The sequence below is a fragment of the Hassallia byssoidea VB512170 genome, assembly GCF_000817785.2.
GTDB classification, from domain to species: domain Bacteria; phylum Cyanobacteriota; class Cyanobacteriia; order Cyanobacteriales; family Nostocaceae; genus Hassallia; species Hassallia carrinoi.
This window is the reverse complement of the sequence record NZ_JTCM02000012.1, coordinates 13,721-39,194: the sequence shown is the minus strand read 5'-3', so window position 1 is coordinate 39,194 and position 25,474 is coordinate 13,721. Positions and strand designations below refer to the sequence as shown.

Annotated in this window: 30 protein-coding genes and 1 pseudogene; 9 read left to right on the top strand and 22 right to left on the bottom strand. The window is 42.2% G+C overall.

Annotation, left to right across the window (positions count from 1 at the left end):
• The first annotated feature begins 199 nt into the window (after positions 1 to 199).
• The gene (locus PI95_RS08570) at positions 200 to 781 is read left to right on the top strand and encodes a thioredoxin family protein (RefSeq protein WP_039747412.1); all 582 of its coding nucleotides are present in this window, start codon (positions 200 to 202) and stop codon (positions 779 to 781) included.
• Positions 782 to 932: 151 nt separating this feature from the next.
• Here PI95_RS08570 and PI95_RS08565 read toward each other — a convergent pair whose 3' ends face one another.
• Positions 933 to 1,445: a hypothetical protein gene (locus PI95_RS08565; protein ID WP_039747413.1), complete on the bottom strand. Its 513-nt coding sequence runs from the start codon at positions 1,443 to 1,445 to the stop codon at positions 933 to 935.
• Between the two features lie 601 nt (positions 1,446 to 2,046).
• On the opposite strand from PI95_RS08565, the gene aroA reads away from it, so the two are divergent.
• Genes aroA through PI95_RS08545 form a run of 4 tightly spaced genes read left to right on the top strand, consistent with a single transcriptional unit; the run spans position 2,047 to position 4,375 of the window.
• Complete coding sequence (gene aroA / locus PI95_RS08560; protein WP_039747414.1) at positions 2,047 to 3,396, top strand: 3-phosphoshikimate 1-carboxyvinyltransferase; 1,350 nt, start codon at positions 2,047 to 2,049, stop codon at positions 3,394 to 3,396.
• Positions 3,396 to 3,617: a hypothetical protein gene (locus PI95_RS08555; protein WP_163518723.1), complete on the top strand. Its 222-nt coding sequence runs from the start codon at positions 3,396 to 3,398 to the stop codon at positions 3,615 to 3,617. Before aroA ends, PI95_RS08555 begins: the two co-directional genes overlap by 1 nt.
• Positions 3,618 to 3,635: 18 nt before the next feature.
• Positions 3,636 to 3,977 carry a BON domain-containing protein gene (locus tag PI95_RS08550; RefSeq protein WP_039747415.1) on the top strand — a complete coding sequence of 114 codons (342 nt, stop codon included), beginning with the start codon at positions 3,636 to 3,638 and terminating at the stop codon, positions 3,975 to 3,977.
• A gap of 14 nt (positions 3,978 to 3,991) precedes the next feature.
• Positions 3,992 to 4,375 carry a sunset domain-containing protein gene (locus tag PI95_RS08545; RefSeq protein ID WP_039747416.1) on the top strand — a complete coding sequence of 128 codons (384 nt, stop codon included), beginning with the start codon at positions 3,992 to 3,994 and terminating at the stop codon, positions 4,373 to 4,375.
• A gap of 143 nt (positions 4,376 to 4,518) precedes the next feature.
• Here the strand turns inward: PI95_RS08545 and PI95_RS37135 are convergent, their stop codons facing one another.
• From PI95_RS37135 to PI95_RS08520, 5 genes are all read right to left on the bottom strand, one after another.
• The gene (locus tag PI95_RS37135; RefSeq protein ID WP_163518715.1) at positions 4,519 to 4,662 is read right to left on the bottom strand and encodes a hypothetical protein; all 144 of its coding nucleotides are present in this window, start codon (positions 4,660 to 4,662) and stop codon (positions 4,519 to 4,521) included.
• Positions 4,663 to 5,142: 480 nt separating this feature from the next.
• On the bottom strand, positions 5,143 to 6,126 hold the full coding sequence (locus PI95_RS08535; RefSeq protein WP_039747418.1) for a glutathione S-transferase family protein: 984 nt from the start codon (positions 6,124 to 6,126) through the stop codon (positions 5,143 to 5,145).
• A 256-nt stretch (positions 6,127 to 6,382) separates the two neighbouring features.
• Positions 6,383 to 6,673: an Asp-tRNA(Asn)/Glu-tRNA(Gln) amidotransferase subunit GatC gene (gene gatC / locus PI95_RS08530; protein WP_039747419.1), complete on the bottom strand. Its 291-nt coding sequence runs from the start codon at positions 6,671 to 6,673 to the stop codon at positions 6,383 to 6,385.
• 67 nt (positions 6,674 to 6,740) lie between these two features.
• Positions 6,741 to 7,262, bottom strand: coding sequence for a photosystem I assembly protein Ycf3 (locus tag PI95_RS08525; RefSeq protein WP_039747420.1), 522 nt, complete (start codon positions 7,260 to 7,262; stop codon positions 6,741 to 6,743).
• Positions 7,263 to 7,362: 100 nt separating this feature from the next.
• A complete protein-coding gene (locus tag PI95_RS08520) occupies positions 7,363 to 8,061 on the bottom strand; it encodes an SOS response-associated peptidase (RefSeq protein ID WP_039747421.1) in 699 nt (232 codons plus the stop codon).
• Between the two features lie 209 nt (positions 8,062 to 8,270).
• On the opposite strand from PI95_RS08520, the gene PI95_RS08515 reads away from it, so the two are divergent.
• Positions 8,271 to 8,885 carry a glutathione S-transferase family protein gene (locus tag PI95_RS08515; RefSeq protein WP_039747422.1) on the top strand — a complete coding sequence of 205 codons (615 nt, stop codon included), beginning with the start codon at positions 8,271 to 8,273 and terminating at the stop codon, positions 8,883 to 8,885.
• Positions 8,886 to 9,036: 151 nt separating this feature from the next.
• Here the strand turns inward: PI95_RS08515 and PI95_RS08510 are convergent, their stop codons facing one another.
• The 5 genes from PI95_RS08510 to PI95_RS08490 form a co-directional block, all read right to left on the bottom strand.
• A complete protein-coding gene (locus PI95_RS08510) occupies positions 9,037 to 9,264 on the bottom strand; it encodes a DUF167 domain-containing protein (protein WP_039747423.1) in 228 nt (75 codons plus the stop codon).
• Positions 9,242 to 9,664 (bottom strand): ribosomal maturation YjgA family protein, encoded by a 423-nt coding sequence (locus PI95_RS08505; protein WP_052325198.1) that lies wholly within the window; start codon positions 9,662 to 9,664, stop codon positions 9,242 to 9,244. Before PI95_RS08505 ends, PI95_RS08510 begins: the two co-directional genes overlap by 23 nt.
• 99 nt (positions 9,665 to 9,763) lie before the next feature.
• On the bottom strand, positions 9,764 to 10,558 hold the full coding sequence (locus PI95_RS08500; RefSeq protein ID WP_236116986.1) for an SDR family NAD(P)-dependent oxidoreductase: 795 nt from the start codon (positions 10,556 to 10,558) through the stop codon (positions 9,764 to 9,766).
• 272 nt (positions 10,559 to 10,830) lie between these two features.
• A complete protein-coding gene (locus PI95_RS08495) occupies positions 10,831 to 11,382 on the bottom strand; it encodes a DUF2231 domain-containing protein (protein ID WP_039747424.1) in 552 nt (183 codons plus the stop codon).
• Positions 11,383 to 11,405: 23 nt separating this feature from the next.
• On the bottom strand, positions 11,406 to 12,140 hold the full coding sequence (locus PI95_RS08490) for an LmeA family phospholipid-binding protein (protein WP_039747425.1): 735 nt from the start codon (positions 12,138 to 12,140) through the stop codon (positions 11,406 to 11,408).
• 255 nt (positions 12,141 to 12,395) lie between these two features.
• Between PI95_RS08490 and PI95_RS08485 the strand changes: the two genes are divergently transcribed.
• Entirely contained in the window at positions 12,396 to 13,430 is a 1,035-nt protein-coding gene (locus tag PI95_RS08485) for a hemerythrin domain-containing protein (RefSeq protein WP_039747426.1), read from the top strand.
• Between the two features lie 471 nt (positions 13,431 to 13,901).
• Here PI95_RS08485 and PI95_RS08480 read toward each other — a convergent pair whose 3' ends face one another.
• Positions 13,902 to 15,083 carry a M20 family metallopeptidase gene (locus PI95_RS08480; RefSeq protein ID WP_039747427.1) on the bottom strand — a complete coding sequence of 394 codons (1,182 nt, stop codon included), beginning with the start codon at positions 15,081 to 15,083 and terminating at the stop codon, positions 13,902 to 13,904.
• 197 nt (positions 15,084 to 15,280) lie between these two features.
• Positions 15,281 to 15,823 carry a pentapeptide repeat-containing protein gene (locus tag PI95_RS08475; RefSeq protein WP_039747612.1) on the bottom strand — a complete coding sequence of 181 codons (543 nt, stop codon included), beginning with the start codon at positions 15,821 to 15,823 and terminating at the stop codon, positions 15,281 to 15,283.
• A gap of 288 nt (positions 15,824 to 16,111) precedes the next feature.
• Here PI95_RS08475 and PI95_RS08470 point away from each other — a divergent pair, with 288 nt between their 5' ends.
• Entirely contained in the window at positions 16,112 to 16,261 is a 150-nt protein-coding gene (locus PI95_RS08470; protein WP_163518722.1) for a hypothetical protein, read from the top strand.
• A gap of 102 nt (positions 16,262 to 16,363) precedes the next feature.
• On the opposite strand, the gene PI95_RS08465 is transcribed toward PI95_RS08470, so the two are convergent.
• From PI95_RS08465 to PI95_RS08455, 3 genes are all read right to left on the bottom strand, one after another.
• Positions 16,364 to 16,597 (bottom strand): hypothetical protein, encoded by a 234-nt coding sequence (locus tag PI95_RS08465; protein ID WP_163518721.1) that lies wholly within the window; start codon positions 16,595 to 16,597, stop codon positions 16,364 to 16,366.
• A gap of 3 nt (positions 16,598 to 16,600) precedes the next feature.
• Positions 16,601 to 18,304: a serine/threonine protein kinase gene (locus tag PI95_RS08460; RefSeq protein WP_039747429.1), complete on the bottom strand. Its 1,704-nt coding sequence runs from the start codon at positions 18,302 to 18,304 to the stop codon at positions 16,601 to 16,603.
• Between the two features lie 307 nt (positions 18,305 to 18,611).
• Positions 18,612 to 18,806, bottom strand: a complete 195-nt coding sequence (locus tag PI95_RS08455) for a hypothetical protein (protein ID WP_039747430.1) — start codon at positions 18,804 to 18,806, stop codon at positions 18,612 to 18,614.
• 136 nt (positions 18,807 to 18,942) lie between these two features.
• Here PI95_RS08455 and PI95_RS08450 point away from each other — a divergent pair, with 136 nt between their 5' ends.
• Positions 18,943 to 19,320: a hypothetical protein gene (locus tag PI95_RS08450; protein WP_039747431.1), complete on the top strand. Its 378-nt coding sequence runs from the start codon at positions 18,943 to 18,945 to the stop codon at positions 19,318 to 19,320.
• 153 nt (positions 19,321 to 19,473) lie between these two features.
• On the opposite strand, the gene PI95_RS08445 is transcribed toward PI95_RS08450, so the two are convergent.
• From PI95_RS08445 to PI95_RS35150, 6 genes and pseudogenes are all read right to left on the bottom strand, one after another.
• Complete coding sequence (locus PI95_RS08445; protein WP_039747433.1) at positions 19,474 to 21,078, bottom strand: peptide ligase PGM1-related protein; 1,605 nt, start codon at positions 21,076 to 21,078, stop codon at positions 19,474 to 19,476.
• 217 nt (positions 21,079 to 21,295) lie between these two features.
• Positions 21,296 to 22,369 carry a tetratricopeptide repeat protein gene (locus PI95_RS37655; protein ID WP_444881575.1) on the bottom strand — a complete coding sequence of 358 codons (1,074 nt, stop codon included), beginning with the start codon at positions 22,367 to 22,369 and terminating at the stop codon, positions 21,296 to 21,298.
• A 667-nt stretch (positions 22,370 to 23,036) separates the two neighbouring features.
• On the bottom strand, positions 23,037 to 23,240 hold the full coding sequence (locus PI95_RS37710; protein ID WP_507236758.1) for a hypothetical protein: 204 nt from the start codon (positions 23,238 to 23,240) through the stop codon (positions 23,037 to 23,039).
• Between the two features lie 3 nt (positions 23,241 to 23,243).
• Positions 23,244 to 23,381 (bottom strand): annotated as a pseudogene (locus tag PI95_RS37705) (hypothetical protein); the annotation flags it as partial.
• A 98-nt stretch (positions 23,382 to 23,479) separates the two neighbouring features.
• Positions 23,480 to 24,304 (bottom strand): hypothetical protein, encoded by an 825-nt coding sequence (locus PI95_RS35155; RefSeq protein WP_052325201.1) that lies wholly within the window; start codon positions 24,302 to 24,304, stop codon positions 23,480 to 23,482.
• 16 nt (positions 24,305 to 24,320) lie between these two features.
• Positions 24,321 to 24,842, bottom strand: a complete 522-nt coding sequence (locus PI95_RS35150; RefSeq protein ID WP_052325202.1) for a P-loop NTPase family protein — start codon at positions 24,840 to 24,842, stop codon at positions 24,321 to 24,323.
• Positions 24,843 to 25,474 lie beyond the last annotated feature (632 nt).

Sequence of the window (25,474 nt, the reverse complement as noted above, 5' to 3'; positions counted from 1 at the left end):
TGGTACTTCATCCTCAACAGATTATTTTTATTCACAAATTTTAATATTTTTCTGACATCGTACCCAGTCACGCTAGTTGCCAGAGCGGAGGATGCCTTTACACGCGACTGGCTCCTCAGTAAAGAGTCCCATTTAATGGTATTGTTTGAAAATAACTAATAGTCAAAGCAGTTTTTCAAATAAAGGCATCAAATAACTTATGGCTTTAACTGCTTCAACCATGTTGCCGTTAGGCACTCAAGCCCCTGATTTTCATCTACCGGATGTAGTATCTGGCAAATCAATATCGCTTGCGACCTTTGCAGACAAAAAAGCGCTGTTGGTAATGTTTATTTGTCAACATTGCCCATTTGTCAAGCATGTAAAAGCAGAATTGGCACAGTTGGGAAAAGATTACATTCCCAATGATTTGGCAATTGTGGCAATTAGCGCCAATGATGTTAATAAATATCCGGCTGATGCACCTGAGTTTCTCAAAGAAATGGCAGCAGAACTTCAGTTGAATTTTCCCTTGTGCTATGACGAAACTCAGGAAATTGCAAAAGCATATACAGCAGCTTGCACACCTGATTTCTTTATATTTGATGCAGAGCGGAAACTCGTATATCGAGGACAATTAGACGATAGCCGTCCAAGTAATGATAAACCTGTAACAGGTACAGATTTACGCGCAGCAATTGAAGCTGTTTTAGCAGGTAAACCAGTTGCCAGCGAACAAAAACCGAGTATCGGTTGCAATATTAAATGGAAACCTGGTAACGAACCGAATTATTTTGGTTAGTGGTTAGTGGTTAGGGGTTAGGGGTTAGGGGTTAGTAGTTAGGAGTTAGGAGTTAGGAGTTAGGAGTTGTTGGTTAGGAAAAAATGCAACTAACAACTATCAACTATCAACTATCAACTAACCACTATCAACTAACCACTATCAACTAACATCAATGCTTAATTTCCAAATTGAGGATATAGCATCCCAGTTGGATTTTATCTGCCCACAATTCGTATTCTACCCGCAAATGTTCTGGCAAAGGGTGTCCGGTGAGAGTCAGGCGGCGAGTAAAATTGCGTAAGCGAATGGGTTCGTGAGGATGTAATGACTCTGTAGGCAACCAATAACGAGTAATACCATAAACGCCTTGTTCCCAGAAGTGACGGTAACTTAACTGAGCGTTTCCTTGCATAGTCATAATTACCCGGTAAGGTGAAATTTCCATCCATAAGATCCTGGGACTGCTGGGAGGATAAGCTTTGCGCTGTCCTGGGTGAGGGGTATCTTCTGGACTTGGGGGAGTCGTTACTTCGCAACTAATTAAGGGTGGTGCAGTCAATAATAAATGGAACCGGTCACTATCTTTTTGATACAATGTGCCGGCTGTTTCAACAACAGACCAAACAGGGAGGTCTGTGGAAATGAGTGATAAGCACACGGGCTTGCGATGATGGGTGAGCATGGGAGCGTAATGGGCACTTCAGCTATTGAACAAAAAGAAATCAATACTAGGCGTAGCTTCTTCAGGGTAAGCAACTTAATAAAACATGCTTAATATTAACTGAATCTGCTGATTTGGGATTGAGACAAATCAGGATAAAAACAGCTAGAATTTCAATTTAAAAAGCAAAAATCAGGCTTTTAGGCGCGAAAGCTCCTACGGAAGCTTTGCTTGTAAAGACTTTCAGGTAATAGCCATTAAAAGTCAGGAGTCAGGAGGCGCAAAGTTGTAGAGACGCGACCGGTCGCGTCTGTACAGGAGGAGCAAAGTTAGGAGTTACGAGTCAAAAGTCAGAATTTGTGAATTAAATTCTGTGGTAAACTGCGCGGACTGTATAAACGGCGTTTTTGCACTCCTGCGTTTCTTCAGACGGTCTTCACTCTTAGATAGCGGTGTAAAAAGCTACCTAATTACATTCTGACTCTTGAATTCATCTTGATTGGGATTTCAGTAAGTTTCATACAGCAGAAAGCGATACGATACTAAGAAGGAAGTAACCTGCGGCGGCATTAGCTTTGCCAAATTGTCAACTTCCGATGCAGTTAAAAGCCAGTTTATCCTAATGTCGGCTTCAGTTATAACCGTAGAAACTAAAGAAAACGCTTCTCAAAACTTAATTATCCAGCGACCCCCTGTGGGTCTATCTTTACAGGGTCGCATCCGAGTACCGGGAGATAAATCTATTTCCCATCGTGCTCTGATGTTGGGGGCACTATCTCAAGGTGAAACCGAAATTCAAGGACTTCTTTTAGGAGAAGATCCCCGCAGCACTGCTAGCTGTTTTCAAGCTATGGGTGCAGAAATTTCGGAACTGAATACAGAATTAGTGCGGGTTAAGGGTATTGGTTTAGGGAATTTGCGAGAACCAGTTGATGTGTTAAATGCCGGCAACTCTGGTACGACACTGCGATTGATGTTAGGAATTTTAGCTTCTCATCCGGGGGGCTTTTTTACTGTAACCGGTGATGATTCTTTGCGATCGCGTCCGATGTCTCGTGTTGTGAAACCTTTACAACAAATGGGGGCACAAATTTGGGGACGCAAAAATAATTCTTTAGCACCTCTAGCAATTGCAGGAGTTGCTCTCAAACCAATTCACTATCAATCACCCATCGCTTCTGCCCAAGTTAAATCCTGCGTTCTTTTAGCGGGTTTGATGACCGAGGGACAAACTACTGTCACCGAACCAGCACTTTCTCGCGACCACAGCGAACGAATGTTAAGAGCGTTTGGTGCAAAACTTAGCGTTGACCCAGACACGAATAGCGTTACTGTTACCGGTCCTGCTCAACTGTATGGACAAAAAGTAGTTGTACCTGGGGATATCAGTTCCGCTGCCTTTTGGTTGGTAGCTGGGGCAATTGTACCCGATTCTAATTTGGTGGTGGAAAATGTCGGCGTTAATCCTACCCGCACAGGTATTTTAGAAGCTTTGGCGATGATGGGAGCTGATATCCAACTGGAAAATCAGCGCGAAGTTGCTGGGGAACCAGTAGCCGATTTACGAGTGCGTTCGGTCCGTCTGCAAAGCTGTACGATTGAAGGGGATCTGATTCCCAGATTAATTGATGAAATTCCGATTTTGGCGGTAGCGGCAGTATTTGCCGAGGGTACAACAGTAATTAAAGATGCAGAAGAATTACGGGTAAAAGAAAGCGATCGCATTGCAGTAATGGCACAGCAACTATCTAAAATGGGTGCAAAAGTTACCGAATTACCCGATGGTATGGAAATTACAGGCGGTACTTCTTTAGTGGGGACTGATGTAGATAGCCATACAGATCATAGAATTGCCATGAGTTTAGCGATCGCCTCTCTAGTTGCTTCTGGTACCACTACCATTCAACGCGCAGAAGCAGCCGCTATTTCCTATCCAGACTTCACTGCTACCCTGCAACAAGTCTGTCGGTAATGGGGAATGGGGAGACAAGGGGGACAAGGAGACAAGGGGGACAAGGGGGACAAGGGGGAGCAGGGAGCAGGGAGCAGGGAGCAGGGGAATTTTTCCCCAATGCCCCATGCCCAATGACGGCAGGTGCTTTACTTGGTCCGACACCAAGACCGCACAGCCAAACCTATGCCCAATGCCCAATGCCCAATTACCAATTACCAATTACCAATTTTCGTAAATAAAAAGGAGAACATTTAATTATGGGTTGGTTACAAAGACTTTTTGGTATGGAAAAACCGGATGATGCTCAAGTCAATCCGGAACCAGTTGCTGCTGATGATTCAGGGGAAGATATTCCACTAGAGCGAGTGGGATTAAATGGAGAATATGATCAAAGTGGTTTAGCAAAACGAGTTGCGCTTGCTTTTGACGAAGACTCTCAGTTTGATGATATTGATTCGCTATACGTCGCTCAGACAGGAAGCACAGTTGTGTTAAAAGGGCAAGTCCCCAGTCAAGAAATTTTAGATGAAATGGTGGCGATCGCAAGCGGGGTTAGCGGTGCTACCGATGTCAACACTGACCAAGTTACAGTTGGCTAGAATATTTTTGCTACATGAACAATCTACTCAAACCTCGTCAATCTACTATCGGGCTTTTGTTGTTAGCCGTTTTAATGCTCACCAGCTGTGGTAAAAAAGCTGAAACACCCGATGTCGGCGCTACTGCGAGTCCTGGCACCACAACTGGAAGTTCAACTAACGACTCCGGCGAGTCAGGAAGTAATGCTTCTATTCCCGCTGAAGCAGCAAAGCTTGGGGTAAAACCTACAGACGCAACTACTTGTCCTAATAATGCACTTGTTAAGGGCAAGGTAACGAAGAAGCGAGGCAATATATACCACATTGCCAACTCGCTTGATTACGACAAAGTTAAGCCGGATATCTGCTTTAAAGATACAGTAACAGCAGAAAAAGCTGGCTTTCAAGCGCCTAAGTAAGTTGGGAATTGGTAATGGGGAATGGGGTAATGGGGAATTGGTAATGGGGAATGGAAAGAATGCCTCATATAATCCTGCATAAATACTTACGGGATGCAAATAACCTTTTACTCAATTACCAATTACCCATTACCCATTTTCTTTCAAACTTTAAGGGCAATGGCATTTTCTACTACAGCTTTTACTGGCAATTCTACAGGCGAAATTGCCCTTGAAGGTCTAGGTTTGCGAGCAACTTGAGTAGATAAAGCTCGTGCCTTCTTAGACGAATACTCAAAATTTGGCATTTCTTGCCGACAGTGGGAACAAAACCAGTAAACATTTGAGCAACGAATATGGCGTAGCAATTGGTGGGAACAACAAGGACAACTATTCATATTTCGCTTCTGAGTTAAAAAGATGTTTGTCGGCACTTTTAATGTAATTGCTAAAGCGGGGATCGCTCATCTATCCTAGGGGATCGCTCATTCATCCTAAAGTTAGACTTACACGATAAAAGCTTGGAAATGCGTAGAAAAGTTCATAAAAAGTGACAATTAAAAAGTTATTAGTCATGATTATCTAGAACTAACAAACAATGACTACAGCAAGTTTCTGCTAATTCCCAATTTATTTGAGTATATTTGCGAATTCATAAATTACATACTTAGATACTAAAAACCCGGCTTATTAACAATTATTAATAGAAACCGGGTTTTTGATTGTAAGTGTAAAGGGGGAAGAGAAAACTTTATTTGCGATCGCCTAATTCCGAAAAAATATTAGTATCAAGCTTTGGTAGAGACAACATAAGCGCGATCGCGGTTATGCGGTGCATCAAAATCAATTCTTGGTCCTAATGGCACAATCTGAGTCGGGTTAACGTTGGGATGGCTAATATAATAATGCCGTTTGATGTGGTCAAGGTTGCAAGTTTCCTTAACTCCCGGCTGTTGGTAAAGGTCTTTGAGATAATTCCACAAATTGGGATAATCGACAATTCGCTGTAAGTTACATTTGAAGTGGACGTAATACACAGCATCGAAGCGAAACAGAGTAGTAAACATACACCAATCCGCTTCTGTGATTTGATCCCCGCACAGATAACGTTGCTTTCCTAAAATTTTTTCCCAACGGTCAAGTTCTGTAAATAATTCTGTTACCGCTTCATCGTAAGCTGACTGAGAAGTGGCAAATCCTGCCCGATACACACCGTTATTGATTGGTTGGTAAATTGCGTCAATTGTCTGGTCAATAACTTTTTGTAAAGCTTCTGGATAAAAATTTACATTCTGTTTGGCAAAGGCATTAAATTCTGTATCGAACATCCGCATAATTTCGCGGGACTCATTATTGACAATCGTGTTAGTTTGTGTATCCCATAAAACTGGGACTGTCACTCGTCCGCTGTAATTGAAGTCAGCTTTGAGATAAATTTGCCAAAGATAGTTTGTCTTGTTGACTGTATCCGGAATGCTTCCTGGTTCATCTGAGAATTCCCAGCTATTTTCGTGAATTTCCGCAGCAACCACCGATAAGCCTATAGCATCTTCTAATCCTTTGAGCGATCGCATAATCGCGGTACGACAAGCCCAAGGACAAGCCCAAGAGATATAAAGATGATAGCGCCCAGATTCAGCTTTAAACCCACTCGAACCATCGGCAGTAATTTTATTGCGGAAAGTGGTTGAGGGACGGACAAATTTACCATCTGAGTCTTCTTGTTCCCTTTGTGATATCCACTTACCATCTTTGAGGATTCCCAAACCCATAAATTCTCTCCTTTGATAGTTGTTAGTAGTTAGTGGTTAGTTGTTATTTGATAGTGGATAGTGGAATTTGGATAGTGGGAGCGTAGGAGCGTAGTTGTTGGTTAGGAAAAAATGCAACTCTCAACTCTCAACTCTCAACTCTCAACTCCCACGCTCCCACGCTCCTAAAGTACAGACGTTCCACCGGAACGTCTCTACCGCTCCAACGCTTCAACTATCAACTCTTAACTATCAACTAACAACTCTCAACTCACAACTATTCAACATTCATAATTTTTGGCACTTTAAAAAATTCGCCTTCCTGTTCTGGGGCACTGTTGAGAATAGCTTCTCTATCAGAATAGGGTTGCAATTTATCTTCTCGTGTGACGTTGCTGACATCAATAGCGCGTGTTGTTGGTGCAACATTGCTGACATCTAGTTCATCTAGCTGTTGAACATAATCGAGAATATTTCCTAACTGAGTGGTAAATTGCTCTTCTTCTTCAGGTGTCAACTCTAAACGAGCGAGAAGGGCTACTTTATGAACTTGCTCACGGTCAATCATATTTTTTTTAACTCCTCACTCATAACTTTTGTACAGACGTTCCAATGGAACGTCTCTACCGCGCCTTTTAGAAGAATACGTCGATTTGCGATCGCCCGGTGGTTTTCAGCCAGTTTTGAGCTTCGATGTAGTTATTGGGAGCCAAACGAATCGCTCTAATCCAATAATCACTGGCTTGATCGAATAGTGCTTCACCACCGTCGTGATCGCCAGCTTCTTTAGCTTTTTCACCTTTAAAATGGTAAATCACGGCGATATTGTTCAAAGCTTGGGGTAAACGTGGGTTTAACTCAATTGCTTCATGATACAACTCCAAAGCCTTGTCATGGTCGCCGTTACTGGCGTAAATTAGCCCCATATTGTAGAGGATATAACTGCGATCGTAGGAATCTTCCTCTAATGTTAGGGCTTCAGTATAGTAATCCAAGGCTTCGGCATATTCACCATCTGCCTGTGCTGACATTCCATCTCGGTAATAGACAAAAGCTTCTTTGGCTTTTTTGTTGGTTGGCAGCATCTTTAAGATGATATCTGCCATCACCGTAAAGGACTTGTCAATAAAATTATCGTTTTTTTGGGTTCTTGGCATATCTGCCTCTGTGGTGTTGCAGCTAATAAAGGAATTGTAATTCTTTGATGGCTTCTATCCCTCATTAGTTAATTTAACTGATTGCTGAGGTAATTCCCTTTTACATTGAATTTATACAATCAACATTATTGTATTTGGGGTTGTTTACCAAAGTGCTGACTGGATAGGCAGTCATAGCACTAGCTGGGTAAGGATGCAATGCTTCTTGTAGTGCTTCCGGCTTTTGCACTTGTGGATCTAACCACAAATCGTAATATTTCTTATCAAGAACCACAGGCATTCGGTCGTGGATTGGTTTTAATACTTCGTTAGCAACGGTAGTCAAAATTGTACACGAGGTTATTTTATCTGTTTCTGGAGATTCCCACTGCTCCCACAACCCAGCAAAGCAAAAAGGTTGTCCATCTTGCAGACGAAAGTAAAAAGGCTGCTTTTTGCCGTTTATACGCTGCCATTCATAAAAGCCATCTGCCAAGACCAAACAACGCCGGCGTTTGAAAGCTGAACGAAAAGCGGGTTTTTCTGCGACAGTTTCTGCCCTAGCGTTGATCAGCTTTGCCCCCATGCTGATGTCTTTTGCCCATGAAGGAATTAACCCCCAACGTAAGAAGTGAAATTCTCGCTTGTCGCTTTCACTGTTGTGTAACACTGTTGCCACCATTTGCGTAGGTGCAATGTTATATTGCGCTGACAATTCTGGTAGTTTTTCTACATCAAAAGTTTGGTTATTTGGCTCGGCAGAAGCCAGCAAAGCGGCAATTGCTTCTGCTGGCTGCTTTAAAGTAAATCTTCCACACATACTTTTATTTTCAACCGCTGATTAAAATTTAACAACTAAATACTATAAACAAATAATACTTTCGTTTTTTTGTTTTTTCAGAGAAATCTAGCCCATAGATAAAAAGCAAATATTCTTCAAATTTTACCCTGTTTTTTTTGAAAGAATTTGATAAGATATTCTCTTCCAATCTCTGAATTCTCTATATCCTCCCTACAATATTTTAAGATATGGAACCACTCCAGTTGTACGATTTTTTACCTTCTGGTAATGGCTATAAGATACGTCTTTTATTGACACAACTTGGCATTCCCTTTGAGAGAGTAGAGGTTAACATCACTAAAGGTGAGACGCGATCGCCTGAATTTTTAAGTAAAAATCCAAACGGCAAGATTCCTGTTTTGGAAATTGAACCAGGGAAATATTTGTCAGAATCAAATGCCATCATGGTTTACCTGAGCGAAGGAACAGAGTTTTTACCTTACGATCGCTTCTTGCGAGCGCAAGTACTGCAATGGCTATTTTTTGAACAGTACAGTCATGAACCTTTTATCGCTACCCCCAGATACTGGATTTCTGTCTTAGGTAAAGCCGAACAATATAAAGATGCCTTAGAAGAAAAACATAAAGGTGGATATGCTGCACTTAGCTTGATGGAAGAACATTTAAAGACTCACACTTTCTTTGTTGCCGAACGTTATACCATTGCTGATATCTGTTTATTTGCATACACTCATGTAGCTCATGAAGGTGGGTTTGATTTGTCAAGATTTCCCCATATCAAAGCTTGGATAGAACGAGTCAAAGCCGAATCTCGATACATCAGCATTACTCAGGAATTATAATCATTATCTCTCGTTCCTGGCAGCAGCCCAGTAATGACTTATGTGGGGTTGCTGCCTCAATTACACCTCGCATTCATCGTTACTAGGCAGCAGCCTGTTAACGAGATATTTCCTAATCAAAGCACATAGATTATCTATAAAACCACAAATCTTAACCTTCTTTATCAATCTCAACTAACTTTTGTCGAGAGGATAAACCCGACTTAATTCTGATATAAGATTTCGGGACATCAAACTTGTCTGATAACAGTTTAATTAACTCTTCATTCGCCTTACCATCAACAGGCGGTGATTTTAAATGTACAGTAAGACTGCCGTCAGGTTGTTCTTCAATTTTTTGCTGTTTGGAATTAGGTTTAACTTTGACTTTTTTGTGCATTGCCTATTTTGTGTAATTGTCGCAGCCACAACCAACCTAAAACACAACCTAACAAATAATGAGGAAAATCCCACCAAGCAAAGGTAGTTCCAAGTAACCATTTACCTATTAGAGTGGCGCGAATTTCTGTCAATAAAGGCGGATGCCAAAGTTGTAAAAATTCTAGTATACAGGTAATAACAAAAACCCATAGAGGAATTTGTTGTATAAATGAGCGACTTCTCGCGAACAAAAAGGCGAACAAGCACCAAAATATTTCATACAAGACTGCGGCTCCGTAATCATTAAACCATTTATGAGCAAGACCCGTGTAGTACTTAAATAAAAAGCCCATCGGTACAACGATGAGCAAAGAAAGGATGATCGGGGCAAACGCATATTGTCGATAAGAGCGTCTCATCTCAATAAAGTCCAAATTAATCTTGACAAAATTTTAGCTGTTCGACTTGCTCGGCGATCGCATGGAAACTCGCTGAAACGAACCGGGCGTACCTAACATTCACCTCGCGGTGTAGCCTCCGTCCATCAAGTAGAAGCTGCCAGTGACGAAAGACGCTTTGTTCGACAGCAAGAACGCCACCAACTCCGCGACTTCTTCGGTTCGTGCAAGGCGACCCATCGGATGCGAAGCTGCCATCTGCGATCGCGCTTCCTCCGGTAACTTGTGCATATTCGGTGTATCTACATAGCCAGGACCGATTGCGTTGATTCGCACGCCTTTGTCTGCATATTCCAGCGCAGCCGCCCGCGTCAGCCCGATAATTCCGTGTTTCGCGGCGGTATATGGACTGATTCCGGCAACTCCAACCGCACCATTTGCCGATGACATATTCACGATTGCGCCGCCACCGCTGCGGATGATAACCGGGATTTCGTACTTTAAGCTGAAGAATACACCGCTCAGATCGGTGGCAATCACATCGTTCCACCAGTCAATCTCATAATCCGCAGTGGCAACTTCATGCGGACCAGTAATTCCGGCATTATTAACAGCCAGATGCAGTCCGCCGAAGCGATTTACCGTTTCGTTCACCATCGCTTCGACCGCCCGGTGATTGCGAACATCGGTTTCGATAACGTGCGCCCGATTGCCTGAAGCATCCAATTGCTCTGCAACAGTACGTGCGCGATCCACATCAATGTCGGCGATAACAACCGTCGCTCCCATTTGATACAGCTTGACCGCGATCGCTTCTCCTAGTCCGGTCGCTGCCCCGGTAACGACAGCAATTTTCTCTGCAAACTCAGATACCAAATTCACTTCGTTATTTGAATCCTCTGTTTTTGTCATCATTTCCTCTAGTTCAAATCAACTTCACTCTTCAGCCAAAGGAACGAAGATGCCATTTACAAGTAAGATGCTTATGACAATCAGCACTCTCGCAGTCTGAGGAAACAGCAGAAGACGCAAATAGGGATTTTGCCAGCAAGGAAGTTGAACATTTCCCTAGAGACATTGATTGACGGTATGAATTATAAAGACGTTCCTAAGGAACGTCTCTACAATACGTCAAATTTATCGATGTTGTTTGTCAAATCACCCTGCGAATATCCAACGCCTATTTGCTAAGGGTATCTTCTACTACCAGCACCGACAACACCGATTTTGTGGCGATATGAAAGTTCAGCACCAAACCAGCCAGAAGCACTAGTCAGCGTACCGACAACGAGGGATAGTAACAATCCCCAAGGTAAAATTCTCGCGTCAGGATTGCCCCAACGCAAAAGGAAGTTGACGAGTGATAAAACTAGGATGGCAACGTTAAGTATCATGTGTACCCAACCCGCGCTGCGCTTGCGGACTCGTTCAATTCTCAAAAAGTCGCTCATACCGATCGCAGCTGCTAACAAACCTGCACCTAATCCGAGTCCGATTAACCATATTGACGCTCTAGCCCAGAAAAAATCACGAGTTAACCAATAGCCGAAATCGGTTCCCAAAGCTAAAGCTAAAAAAGCGATGGGAAAAATCACACTCAAAGGATGCAAAGGATGTCCGGCGATCGCTACTGTGCTGGGTACACCAGTATCCATATACTCTCTGTCGTCACTTTCAATCAGTGGCGGAATATTGGGGAAAGGTGTGGAAGTTGTTTGGTTTGTATCTGTAGTTTCCATTATTATCCTGAATTTATTAGTTTTTAACCAGAGGGAATTTGCTCAACGTAAGCTTCAGCTTGCAACGTTAATTTACCTGCTTCTACTTTTAGTTGCTTGACTCGCAGAGTCATTCCTTCTAAATCGAAGTTACTCAAATTCAAAATTTCGCTGGTTTGTTCTACCAAAGCTTTGGTTAATTCTGGCGATATTTCCTCACTGTCGTCGTATTCGACATTTTCGAGAGAAACACTTTGCCCGTTAGCACTTACGCAAGGTGTTGCTGTAAAAGCAATTTGCTTTTGACTTTCTTTTAACAATATACTGGCATTTAATGCCACCTTACCCGTTTCTAGTAGGTGAAAATCTACATGTTGAGGCTGAAATGTCATCAATTGCCCATTAATGTGTATTTTCTGACTTTGGAGTTGCGATCGCACATATTCAGAATTGAAAGCGCGATTGATATCAGCTTCAGTTAATACAACTCGCGTACTGGCTTTAGTCGGTTGAGTGAGTTCAACTTTGCCAAAAGCAACACTTAGAGGATTGATGGCAACGCTGTCCATATGCATTTCTAATTCCTCCATCCGGAGGTCTTTTTGCATTACCAAACCTTCGCCCTCAATTGTGACTTCATCCACTTGTCCTTGAACTAGTTTGAGCGGATCGGTTTTGATATCTACATCTAAATTTTCGACTTCATCTAATTGGCTAGATAACCCTATTTCTGCGGCTTTATTTAGTGCCTGCTCTCCCAGTCCAGGACTGTCTGGCATTATTAATTAATCTCCGATTTGACTATCCTTGAGTCAATCTAGAAAATTGGCGAAAAAAATTTATCTATCTGGCGATGGAGTGAAGAGAAGACAGTTATCTATCTAAAAGTAGAAGGATAATAATTAGTAAAAAAATTCTCATTTTTCTAACTTTAGTTTGACTGGCATCGCTCAAAAGAAAGAGGAAATCATCTAATACCCTGTGGCAACGTAGTATTAACACTGATTTAAAGAGTTTTTCAGAGGAAACAAAAAATGGTAGCGACTTTAGATGATACCAAGCGCTCTGCGATCGCCACAAAATTGGCAGACATGAAAGCGCTACAACAATTGTTGATTCAAAATGAGCAATTGTTTTTGAAAGAAACCAATGATTCGGAAATCAGCAAGCGCTTCCAAGACATGCTCAATGATGACCAAAAAAACATGGGCATTCTGGAAACTGTAATCGTCCAGTATGGCGTACATGGCGAACCCAAAGACACCATTAAACAAATGGTTGAAAAGCTTGGACAATTAATGCAAGGCTCAGAATTGAGCTTGTATGAAAAAGTATTTCAGCATGAATTGCTGAAGCACCAACAAGTAATGTCTGGCTTGACCATTCACAAAGCTAGTCAAAAAGTCGGCGCTGACGTGATGGCAGCAATTGGACCTTTGAACACCATTAACTTTGAGAACCGCGCTCACCAAGAGCAACTTAAAGGTGTTCTGGAAATTTTGGGTGTCCGCGAACTCACAGGACAAGAGGCAGACCAAGGTATTTGGGCACGAGTTCAAGACGCTATGGCAGCATTCAGCGGTGTTGTTGGTAGTGTTGTTACCCAAAATACCGACAAGCAAGATATGAACATCCAGGATCTTATCCGGATGGATCACGCCAAAGTAAATACTCTGTTTACCGAACTGCTAGCAAGCAACGATCCTCAAAAGATCCAAGAATACTTCGGTCAAATCTACAAGGATCTATCAGCTCACTCTGAAGCAGAAGAGGAAGTCGTTTATCCAAGAGTACGTCCTTTCTACGGTGAAAACGACACTCAAGAGCTGTATGACGAACAAGCTGACATGAAGCAAAAGCTAGATGAAATCAAAGCTATCGATCCATCTTCATCTCAATTCAAAGACAAAATCAAGCAGTTGATGGACGTTGTTGGCGACCACATTCGTCAAGAAGAAAGCACAATGTTTGCTGCGATTCGCAACAACTTGAGTACTCAAGAAAGCGAACAATTGTCTACAGAATTCAAAGCTGCTAAGAGCAAAATTGCAGAGAAAATGGCTAAGTAGAAATTTCAGTGTAGGAGTGGGATAATCCCACCCTTACAGGAGCCGAGTCAGAGAACTTTTTATTGCTAATACTTATCTGAAAAAGAGTATCTCGGCAGTAAGAATAAAAGGTAAAAGTTTTCTCCTTCTTTCTTTTTCCTTTTAACTTTCCTCGGTGCTGACACTAAATGCAATTTGCAAAAATTTCCAGATGTGGGTTTTAATTTATAACTCCTAACACATAAGTGCTAGGAGTTTTTTATGTAATATTATGTCCGCGCTTATCAACACTAATAAAAACCCCACAACCGTCGTAGAGACGTTCCACACCGAACGTCTCTACAATATGTGCGATTTACCAAAGATAATATAATGGCGTTTAATTTTCAAATAAATGTAGGAATTATCGGATATTTGTGATTTAAAAACAACATCGTAGAGACGTTCGGTCCGGAACGTCTCTACCTAACAACCCAATTCACTATTTAAGTTTTAATCGTGCATCCAATATTTATAAGCGCTATATGCCATAGTTACAACTCCGGTGATAATGGCAGATTCATCTACTTCAAATTGGGGATGGTGCAATGGGTGATTAATGCTTCTATCTTTGTAGCCTACACCCAAGCGAAACATCGAACCAGGGGCATGTTCTAAATAAACAGAAAAATCTTCAGCACCTAGAGAGGGTTCGGGTAATACTTGAATGCGATCGCTCGTCCATGCTTCTTCGGCGGCTGATTGTAATAACTGTGTTAAAGCATAATCATTTTGCACGCTGGGCACACCTTGGCGATAATTGACTTGATAACGTGCCCCGTATGAATTGCAGACATTAGCGACGATTTGTTCAATCCATTTTGGTAGATTAGCACGAGTTTCCGGATGAAGCGATCGCACGGTTCCCAACAACTGCACTTGATCTGCAATCACATTCGGCGCTCTACCACCATTAATCTTACCTATACTCAATACCACAGGACGCAACGGATTCTGCGTCCGGCTAATCGCTTGTTGCAGTGTAGTAATTACTTGCGAAGCAATCCAGATTGCATCAATTGCCTCATGCGGACGAGCGCCATGTCCAGATTCACCGATAATGATAATCTCTATATCGTCAGCCGCCGCCGTCAACGCGCCGTAACGCACACCAATTGAACCTGCGGGTATCGAAGGGAAAACATGAACGCTTAATACAGCCGAGACATCTTTCATCGCCCCATCTGCTACCATCCAGTTTGCCCCTTGAGCAATTTCTTCTGCTGGCTGAAATAAAAATCGTATTTTACCAGGCAACTCCTCTGCAAGTTGGGACAATATCATTGCCGTTCCCAAACCGACTGTAGTGTGGACATCATGACCGCAAGCGTGCATTATACCTTTTTGACGAGAGGCATATTCCAAATTAGTACGTTCTTGGATTGGCAAAGCGTCCATATCAGTGCGAATTGCCAATAAACGATTATCGTTACCAGTTCCTTGCAGTTCTCCAATCACACCAGTTTTACCAATACCCTCTTGCACATGAACACCACTAGAAGACAAAACACCAGCAACAAAAGCTGCTGTTTGGTATTCCTGACCGCTGAGTTCTGGGTGAGAGTGAATATGGCGACGAATTTCAATTAAACGAGGCGCTAGTTTTATTGCTAAGTCTTTAATACGGGTAAGCATCGATCAACTAATCTACAGGCTTGTTTTCCATAATAAAGAAACGTTACGAAAATAACTCTCCTAGCGAGAGGGGGAGGGGGGGGAGACAAGGAGACAAGGAGACAAGGAGACAAGGAGACAAGGAGGACAAGGAGGAATTACCTATGCCCTATGCCCCATGCCCCATGCCCAATGCCCAATTACCTATTCCCCATTCCCTATTTCTTTTTAGATTCCCGTGGTTTCTGTTTCGGGTCTTCTGTGCCTTCTTGCAATGACCACCCATAGGGTTTGTCAGATGTGACGGTGCCTTGTTGCAAAGTTGTCAGTCGGAAGTATGCCCCCCGGAAATTGGTAAAGTCCAATTTAGCACCTTTGAAGTTAGCCGCTTCTAAATTGCTGCTGATCAAACCCGCAAAACTCAGATCGGCATTTTCCAGCGATGCTGATTTCAAATTCGTACCCGTCATGGAAGCACCATACAAAATGGTAGAATTCATTACTGCACCTTCGAGATTTGCACTTGTTAAATCCGCATTCTTGAGATTAGCGCCAGATAAAGTCGCGCCTTTTAAGTTAGCTTCTCGTAAATTTGCTCCAGCTAGGTTAGCTTGAGTTAAGTCAGCACTACTCAAGTCGCACCGTGGACAAGACCTTGTTGCTTTCAACTGATCCATGTCTTGCTGATTAAATGCTTTGGCTTGCTCTGTAAAACCTAAACAAGCTAACAGCGTTACGGTAGCGACAATTTTAAGTTTAATATTTTTTTGCATAGAGTTAGTTCACAAGTAGGCAAGCTAGGGTTTGAATGTATTGCTATACTTACATATAAGACTTATTCAGTAAGCGATCGGCATGAAGAAGTAATAAAGAAGCGGTAAAAGTACTGTAAATTCTTAGATTTAGGCTAGTCAATAGAAAACGTGCTGTATAGAATGGATTCGTCAGGAAATATACAGAAACTCTATCACCTACTCCTTATGAGATCCCCCCACGCCTTAAGTAAAAAAGCGGCTTGGGGGGATCTTAATTTATATGGGGAATGGGGAATGGGGAATGGGGAATGGGTAATGGGGAATGGTGAGTCCAGCGAGAAAGGGAGGGTTTCCAAGAGTGCCGGCTCTGGCGAACCCGAAGGGGGAGTGGGAAATGGGGAATGGGGAATGAGGAGGCTGGTATGTAAGGCGATCGCTCTGTGATTTCCCAAGATATATGAACAATTGATAAAACAATTGTTAAATTAAAATGAATTATGTTATAACTACTAGTCAAAACCAGATAGAGACTCTACAATAGAAATATCAAGAACTATACAGAAACTCTATAACCCACTCTTTATGAAATCCCCCTAGTCGTACCATAAAAGCGACTAGGGGAATTTTGATTAATGGGGTAATAGGTAATGGGTAATGGGTAATTGGGCATTGGGCATCGGGCATTGGGCATTGGGCATCGGGCATTGGGCATTGGGCATCGGGCATTGGTAATTTTAACTCCCCCTGCTCCCCCTGCCCCCCCTGCCCCCCATCCCCCACTCCTCAACGCCAGCCGAAAAAGCGCAATCCCGGTACGATGAGGTAATGACTCACCGCTAACCAGAAGCTGACAAACAAGCCGGCAAGACTAAAAAAGAGAATAGTCAGCAGTAAACTCCACTTGTTGGGTGTACTGTGAAAGAGAAATGCGGTGGGTGAAAATCCGAAATTGATCAAAAGCGCAAAGACGATCGCTGTACCAAAAGAAGCGATCGCCGCGTAAACTATTTGATGGCTGCGTAGCCCCAAACCAAGCGTAAGAAGAAAAACAGCTATCAAAATCGAGATTGCTGAAGCTTCGATTCCATCTTGGGGTGTAATTAATTGCAACATTAACCAGCTAAATCCGTAGCCGATTATACCCATCAGCGAGGCGACTACAAACCGCCGCTGTTGACTAAAACCCCCGGCAGCGGTTAATCCCCATGCGGTTCCCAAACCAGCAAAGGCAAATAAAACAATCTCTGAACCGAAAAAATGGTTAGTATTCGGCACTAATCCGAGTAACCGATCGGACACAATTGCGCCAACGCGATCGCCTAAAATTGTGTGATACGCCAAAATATAACCAGCAATCGTACCTACCCCAGCGCCGATGCAGCTTAAAACCATTGTCCAAATGGTGATCAGACAAGCACCGAAGACTCTAAATATCGTCTGAACGATGAAAAGAGTAGTTTTACTTAATGCTTGCATTCCGCCGGCGATCGCTTGCCGGATAGCTTGCATAATTTTGGCGAAAAAATCCGGTTTTGGAGATGGTTGAGAAATTTTCGCCAAACGTTTTAAAATTATTGTCGAAGACGCCGGACGCGATCGCACATCTTCTTCTACCATCTCCGAAAGCAAATCTGCTAATTCCGGGTTGAGATTAATTCCACCACGCCAGCGCAATTCCCCAGTTTGCGGATCTTCCAACTTTGGCGGATACTTACCCGTAACTAATTCTATCATCGTCCGACCGAGGGCATAAAAATCAGTAGCAGGTCCGACATTACCCCCAATAACTTGTTCTGGTGGACTGTAACCAGAAGAAAATAACCTCGTTGAACCAGATTGAGAACGAAGTATTTTCTCATTAAATTGCTTCGCCCCACCAAAGTCAATCAGCACCAAGCGACTTTCTCCACCTCCCCCCTTATTTAAAAGTGTCGTAGCTGGAAAAGTCCGCAGCATTAAATTACTCGGTTTAATATCGCGGTGAAGAATTTGGCGTTTGTGCAACTCCTGTAAAATCTCCACCGCTTGGGTCAGCCAGCTTAACACCAATTTTTCCGGACATCCTTGAGGATACTGTTCGAGAATTTCCTCTAGAGTCAACCCATCAATTTTTTCCATCACCAAACAAGGTAGTTGACGCGGTTGTGGATTGAACAAGTTTATTTGAAAATTCCCATCCTCATCGACTTTAGGAACACCAGGATGTCGCAAACTACTTAATACAGCAGCTTCTTGAGTAAACAACTCTAGTGCCTTTGGTGAATTTTCTACCAACACTTTCAGCACTTTCTCGGTTTGGGTCTTTTCATCCCAAACCGTATAAATCTGGGCAAATCCCCCAGAACCCAAACGCTGAAGAGGGACATACCGATCTAATAGCTGTAGCGGTGTGCCACAGCTATTACAAAACTTTTGTCCCCAAAGCTGGGGATAAGGACGTTGACACTCAGGATTTATGCAGTGAACGTTTGAGCTACCTATCTTCAAGGCTTTTAACCATTAATATTTTAAAAATGCTCAAATACCCTAAAATCAGTGTTTGAGTTGGAAAAGAAGCAGGATTTTATACATTAATCTGATGCTGATAAAGATACCTTCTCTAATTTACTTCAAGTAATTACTTCAAGTAATTTAGAAATACTAGCCTTTGGGATTTTTGGTTTAGCTTTGTAAACAACTTATTGCCAGAAGTTTCTGTGAAACTCTGCATTAGATTTTCTAATAATTGCAAATTTAACGTATAAGTAACAAAAATACCTTGTTCAAAGAGGATTATTTATAGATGTATTTATACTTAGTCATCTTTTTCTAGTTCATCGAGTGCTTTATCTATCGCTTGACGGACAAACTCTGGATAATTTTCTAAGGTTTTAAGCTTTTCTAATTTTGAAGGCGCGATTCGGATTGTAAGTTTTGCAGTTAAGGCTTCTTCTCTTTCAGTAGTAAATTTGTACTTTTTTAAATGTTCATTTTCACGCTTGGGTGACATTGTAAAGATTTGGAGACAAACGTTGTTTGTGGCGTGTCGTCATGCAAAATTAATAGTTAATTGGTGGTTGCCACTTTGGACGGTTTCAACCACCAATATCCATTAACCAAAAACAATCAACGGACATTATTATTTTATGTTCACTCGTTCGGAATTGGAAATTAAAACTGTAGGGGAACTAAAGGGACTGTGTAAGCAGTATGGATTGAAGCCACTGGGTAATCCGAGCTATAAAACTGCTTGGATTGATGCTCTATTAACCTTTGCGGCTATTGCCTTACGTCAGACGAAGGAAGGGGAAGGATTAAGGCGAATGACTTTTAAAGGCTATCAGGACTTAGGACAAGCACTCGACCAGATGGGAGAACCTACCGACCAACAATCGGCGTTAATTAGAGCAACGATGCAAGGAAAGCGCTTAGAGTACCCCCAGCGCTATGAACAAGAAACGCTGCTTAACTTGCATAAAGCTAAAATGCACTTGGAACAAGCATTAGACCTGTTAAACATGTAATTGGGGAATGGAGAATGGGTAATGGGTAATGGGTAATGGGTGATGGGTGATGGGGAATTACCACGTTCCCAATTCCCAATGCCCAATTCCCAATTCCCTATTACCCATTACCAATTCCCAATTCCCTATTCCCAATGCCCCATGCCCAATTACCTAAAAACTATAGCCGTCCCAGGTGGTGGCGAAGTCGTAATCTGAGAATGAGGAAAAATCGCTTTTGCTGGTGCGGGTTTCTTCGTCTAGGACTTTGACGACTTTGTTATAAATTTCTTCCGCTTGTTGGGGAGAATCTCCGATACAAGTTAATCCCAATTTGCCAAATTGAGAAAGACATCCCATTAAATGAAATACTGTGCCTATCTCGGTTCCGCTATCAAAGTGCAGTCTGTGATGGGCGATGATATCCATCAAATCGTTGGGTAACAATCCTCGATAGCGGTCTTTTTGCAAATTGTCGGTAGCCATGTAGTATTTGGGTCGTCCCTGTTGGCTGTAAAATAATCCTGTGGAGAGGTCATAGCGTCCGTTGGTTAATAACTTTAAGGTCATGAAGGGATGGGTAGTGCCACCTTTACGCAAGTTGATTTCGATCGCCTCAAGATCCCACTCATTATTTCCTTTATCAACGGCGATAAAATCTACGCCAAATCTTTCTAATGCGCCTTTTTCCGCTAACTTTTTGCCAACTTGTATCCCTAATTGTTGCAATTGCAGTCGATAAACTTCGTCAGCGGGAAATCGACAACCAAGATAAATTTGACCGTCTGGACCTCCGAGAATTTGGTCGTGAGTTGAGAGAATTTCTACTTCACCGTTGGGTGTGATGCGTCCTTGAACACTAGGCGATCGCTTGATTTCTCCTTCCACAAATGCTTCGACAATTCCCCCTAACTCAGTAATTCGTCCCGAAAAATTATCCCAATTTTCTTTTTTTGCCTGAAAGCTCATTGTTGAGAAGCGATCGCTCATTGCTGCCACCCGTTCCGCATGAGAACTATTTGGAGGTGCTAAATTAGCGATCGGTCTTAGATCCAACAGCGCGTTTCCTTCTCCGGAAATGCCTTCGTTGAGTTTCACGACGATCCGTTTTAATGTCGGCTGACGTTCCCACAAATCGGCTGCGGCTTCTGCCAAATCTGTTTCATTCCAAACTCTCTCGCACCCATCTGGAAACGGAACTTTACTTTCTGCAAAGATTTGCCGACTGCCGCTTTTACTTCCCCAAATCTCCAAATTTGGCGCCGCTGCGTACAGGGGTACACCCAATTTGAGAGACAATTCACCTTCAAAATAACTGGAATTATAGCATGTCATGAACGATTTGTCTAGCCTCAAAGCTTGGCGAATTCGCTCTAATAAGCGCGGACGTTCTAAAATCTTTTGGCTGAGAGGTTTGAGGGAAGAATCGTAAGTAGAAAGTAGCAGCAAGCGATTGCGGGCATGTGAAAAGGGAATTCCCGGCAATAATTGTAAATAATAATCAATAACACTGGGATGCAGCGGCATTGATGTGACATAAATTAGCCTGGTGCGGGGATTCCGCAAACGCATCAACGAAAATAGCAATCGTTCTTCATAATGTTCGCAACCTTCGATTTTCTGAAGTTCGCGTTGATCGATACTGAGAGAGGGAACAACTAAAATATCAGCATCACTATTGTCAAATAGCTCGATAGTTTTCCAGCGATCGCGTAAAGTTAATTGCAGATCCCGAAAGCGATCGGCTTGATCTGACTCAGAAACATTCAACGTTACCATAATCCTTATCCTATATTGATCCCAATAATGCGTTATTACTCTTGTATATCTTAGGAAACAACGAGACGCGGTTAAAACGCAACACTTCTTTGATATATGTCTGAAGGAATGGGGAATGGGGAATGGGTAATGGGTAATGGGTAATGGGAAGAAATAATTGTCTTTTCGGGGTTGCTGAATTAAAATATGAAGCTTAAAAATCAAGCATCTCAAACTCTTACTCTCTGCGACTCTGTGCCTCTGCGTGAGACAAATTCATATTCTTAATCAGCAACGCCTGAAACCGCGTATCATTACGAATGCTATCAAAATCAGCGTCGGTTTTCGCCATTTCTCGATATTTAGCGTCTAAATTAATTGCGGTTTGCAGGTTTTCTATGGCTTTATCAATATTACCTAAATCAGCATAAGCACAAGCGCGATTGTACCAAGCATTTGCAAAGTCAGATTTTATTTCTATTGCTTGGTCGTAAGATTTAATTGCGTCTGGCGATTTTCCCTGTTTAGATAAAGCATATCCGCGATTGTCCCAAGCTTCGTGGTAATCAATCTTTATTTTCACAGCTTGATCGAAAGATGCAACAGCTTCTTCAAACCGTCCTAAATTAAAGAGCGCATAACCCCGCATGTTCCAAGCTTCGTGGTCATCACTCTTTATTTTCACAGCTTGATCGAAAGATGCAACAGCTTCTTCAAACCGTCCCAAATCATAGAGCGCATTACCCCGGTTGTTCCAAGCTTCGTGGTCATCGCTCTTTATTTTCACAGCTTGCTCGTAAGATGCAACAGCTTCTTCAAACCGTCCCAAATTACGCAGCGCAATACCCCGGTTGTACCAAGCATCGTGTTTATCACTCTTTATTTTCACAGCTTGATCGTAAGATGCAACAGCTTCTTCAAACCGTCCCAAATTACGCAGCGCATTACCCCGGTTGTTCCAAGCTTTGTGGAAATCACTCTTTATTTTCACAGCTTGCTCGTAAGCTGTAACAGCTTCTTCAAACCGTCCCAAATCAGAGAGCGCAACACCACGGTTGTACCAAGCATGGTGGTCATCACTCTTTATTTTCACAGCTTGCTCGTAAGATGCAACAGCTTCTTCAAACCGTCCCAAATCACAAAGCGCATTACCCCGGTTGTACCAAGCATGGTGGTCATCAATCTTTATTTTCACAGCTTGATCGTAAGATACGATCGCGCTCATCATATCTTGCCCAGCAGCAAATAAATTTCCCTGCTCAAACAAAATACTTGCTTTTCGCTCTGGGGACTGCTCAGTTTCTAGAAGCATCTCAAACCCGAAAAGTTTTTGAGTTTGTTCTTCTGGGGTGAGATTTAAATATTCATAATATTCACCTTGTATTAACTTTTCATAGGATTGTTCTATAAATTCTCGCTTGTCGGGAAACTCAAATACTCCCGAACTCCAATCGAAAAAATCTGGAGCGCGACGAATAAAAAATTTAATGGCAAACAACGGTAAAATCAGAACGAAGCAAATATTACTAAAGTTGTCTCGAAAACCTTCTCGTCTCTGATTTAAGTGACTGAAAATTTTCGGAACAGTATTCAGGTTATAATATTCACCCTCACCACCATATCCCGGTTTAATATAAGGCTCAAGAGACTTTTCCAAACCTTGAATAAACAGAATATTTAAATCATGACAATCGAAACGATTTGCCACCAAATCATATAAATTATCAATTGCCTCAGTTAACTTCAAAACACCAATCCGTTTTTGTGGTAAATCTTTCTCCACTTCCCGAATCAAACTGCTAGCTTCTGCGGGTGAACATTGCACAAACACAATCCCAAACCCTTTTTTTAGCCGTAGCGATCGCAAAAGGGTTTTGTAGACTTCTTCCCTTGAAGGTACAGCATCTTCAGACGAATTAGTGGTACTCATATCATCCAGAATACAGTCAAACTTGTAGAGACGGCGATTTATCGCGTCTCTACCCCGATGCAATGGCATTGTCACCCGATGCAATGGCATTGTCACCCGATGCAATGGCATTGTCACCCGATGCAATGGCATTGTCACCCGATGCAATGCCATTGTCACCCGATGCAATGCCATTGTCACCCGATGCAATGCCATTGTCACCCGATGCAATGCCATTGTCACTCGATGCAATGCCATTGTCACTCGATGCAATGGCATTGTCACCCGATGCAATGGCATTGTCACCCGATGCAATGGCATTGTCACAATGACATTGTGTAATTAATATTGTATAGACGTTCCGCCGAAACCTCTGTAGGAGGGTTTTGTGAGAAAATAAGGGGTCAGTCAGCACCTAAAATCTAGGATGGTGCCGTACCCTCAGCAATAACACACCCTACTACAAGGAAAAGAGAGAAACAATCAAAGTCTCTCTCTGTGTGGGGGAGAGATTTAGAGAGGGTTTCCGCTTACAGATGGAATTTTGCTAAGTGCATCTTTAAACTTGGGAGTTCCCTCAATCAATGGGTGAACATCGCACCAAATCTGGAGGGAATCGTTTTCATCATAATAGCGATATTCTAGCAGCGAGCGATTTCTGAGCAAACGTAAATGTTCCTTGTCGTCTTTCTTATCTTTACAGCTATTAGCTTGAGCTAAAATATCCCAATGATGTTCTTGAACACCTTTGCGGTAAGTTTCACGCGCTTTCTCAATCGCTAATTTTACAGCTTTGGATGTAATCGGTAGTTGATCGACTTGCTTGATCGCACTTTGAATCAACTTCATCAAATCCCGCATATGTCCACCACTCATCAAGCAGAGTTGTTTGAGTGTTTCTGGACTATCAAACACAGCTGGTAAATCTAAACCTTTGACTTTGCCCTCTAATGTTCTTTCCAGTTTTGGCTCAATTAATCTAACTCGCTGACAAATCAATTCTCGCAGTTTCTTCAGCCCAGTTTCGTTAGCATCACCATTAGGATTTCGTACCATCATCATCGGCACTACTTCAATATTGTGGTAACTAGTGTCAAAATTAGTCGCCAAATCTGAATATACAACATCGATGGGCACTGTGTAGAGAACATGGCACTTCAAACCCCGTAACATTTCACTACGATTTAGGTAGATTTCTTCATAATTGCTGGGTCTTCCTTCTTCCTTAATCTCCACAATGCGATCGAGATTATCAACAATTATAACTAACCCGTTATTTTTACTTTTCGGTAAAGATTTTTGAGCTTGTAAAATAAAGTCATTCAGCGCTTTAACCAACGAAGGTGTATTAGCATTAATCTTTTGCCTTATTACGCGATCGCATATCCGGGACAGCTTTGATTGTTGCGGTAATTTTGGAAAATTGAGAAATCTGCTGTTCTAAGTTCAGCTTCTCAAAAGATACTTCCATCAGCATCAAGTCTTTGAACGATTCCCAGCGTGACTCCATCCATTCCAGCAGTGGATTATGCTGTTCTATTTTGACTGCTTCCACCAAATGCCGAGTACAAGCCATTAATATATCAGCATATTCCACATCTTCCGGTTCAATATCTTGATCGTCTACCGCAAAATAAACAACAAAATATCCCCTGCCTTCTAAGTTTTCTTTCAAACGCAACAACTCGGTGGATTTACCCGTACCCCGATGCCCGGAACATAGCTGACAGGTAGCGTGGTTTGAAAGTACAACTTTCTTGCCCAACTCTTGATATACTTCCCAATTACCACGCACCTCTCGACAATCGACATATGCTTCTTTTGATGCAGTCTCAAAGGGATTAAAAGAATTGTATATATCAGCTAGTAAATCCATTTTTACAGGCTACCTTAGTCAATAGACTTATTTGGTGTATCGTAGCAGATTTACAGTGGGGAATGGGGAATGGGGAATGGGGAATGGGGAATGGGGAATAGGGAATGGGGAATGGGGAATGGGTAATAGGAGGAAAGAATTGGCTTGTTTAATAAATTAAATTAGATTTCTGTGTTAGTTGCTAATTCCTTACTTTTAATTAATTTACAATACGTCTTTAGACTGATAGAAATTAAGTTTGTTTACATCCAAAGATTGATAAATTTCCACTAGACAATAGATAACTTAAGGGCAGGTGAGCAGGAGAAATCCTTCATCAAGTGAAAGTTGTTAAGTTGTATCCTTTGTTAGATAAATAGCGTGTGAGTGTGGGGAGAAATAATGTAAGCCGCGCAATTAGTACGCTTGGCTATACGGGGTAGCAATGCCTAAGCCAAAGGAAAAAATTAACCTTGGGTTGAATTTTCGATCCAGGGTTTGTTTTTGGGAATTGAAAATTGGGAATAGGTAATGGCTAATTGGTAATTGGGGATTGGGCATTGGGGATTGGGCATTGGGGATTGGGCTTCTCCCCTTTCCCCTTGTCTGCTTGTCTGCTTGTCTCCCCATTACCCATTACCTATTTCCCATTA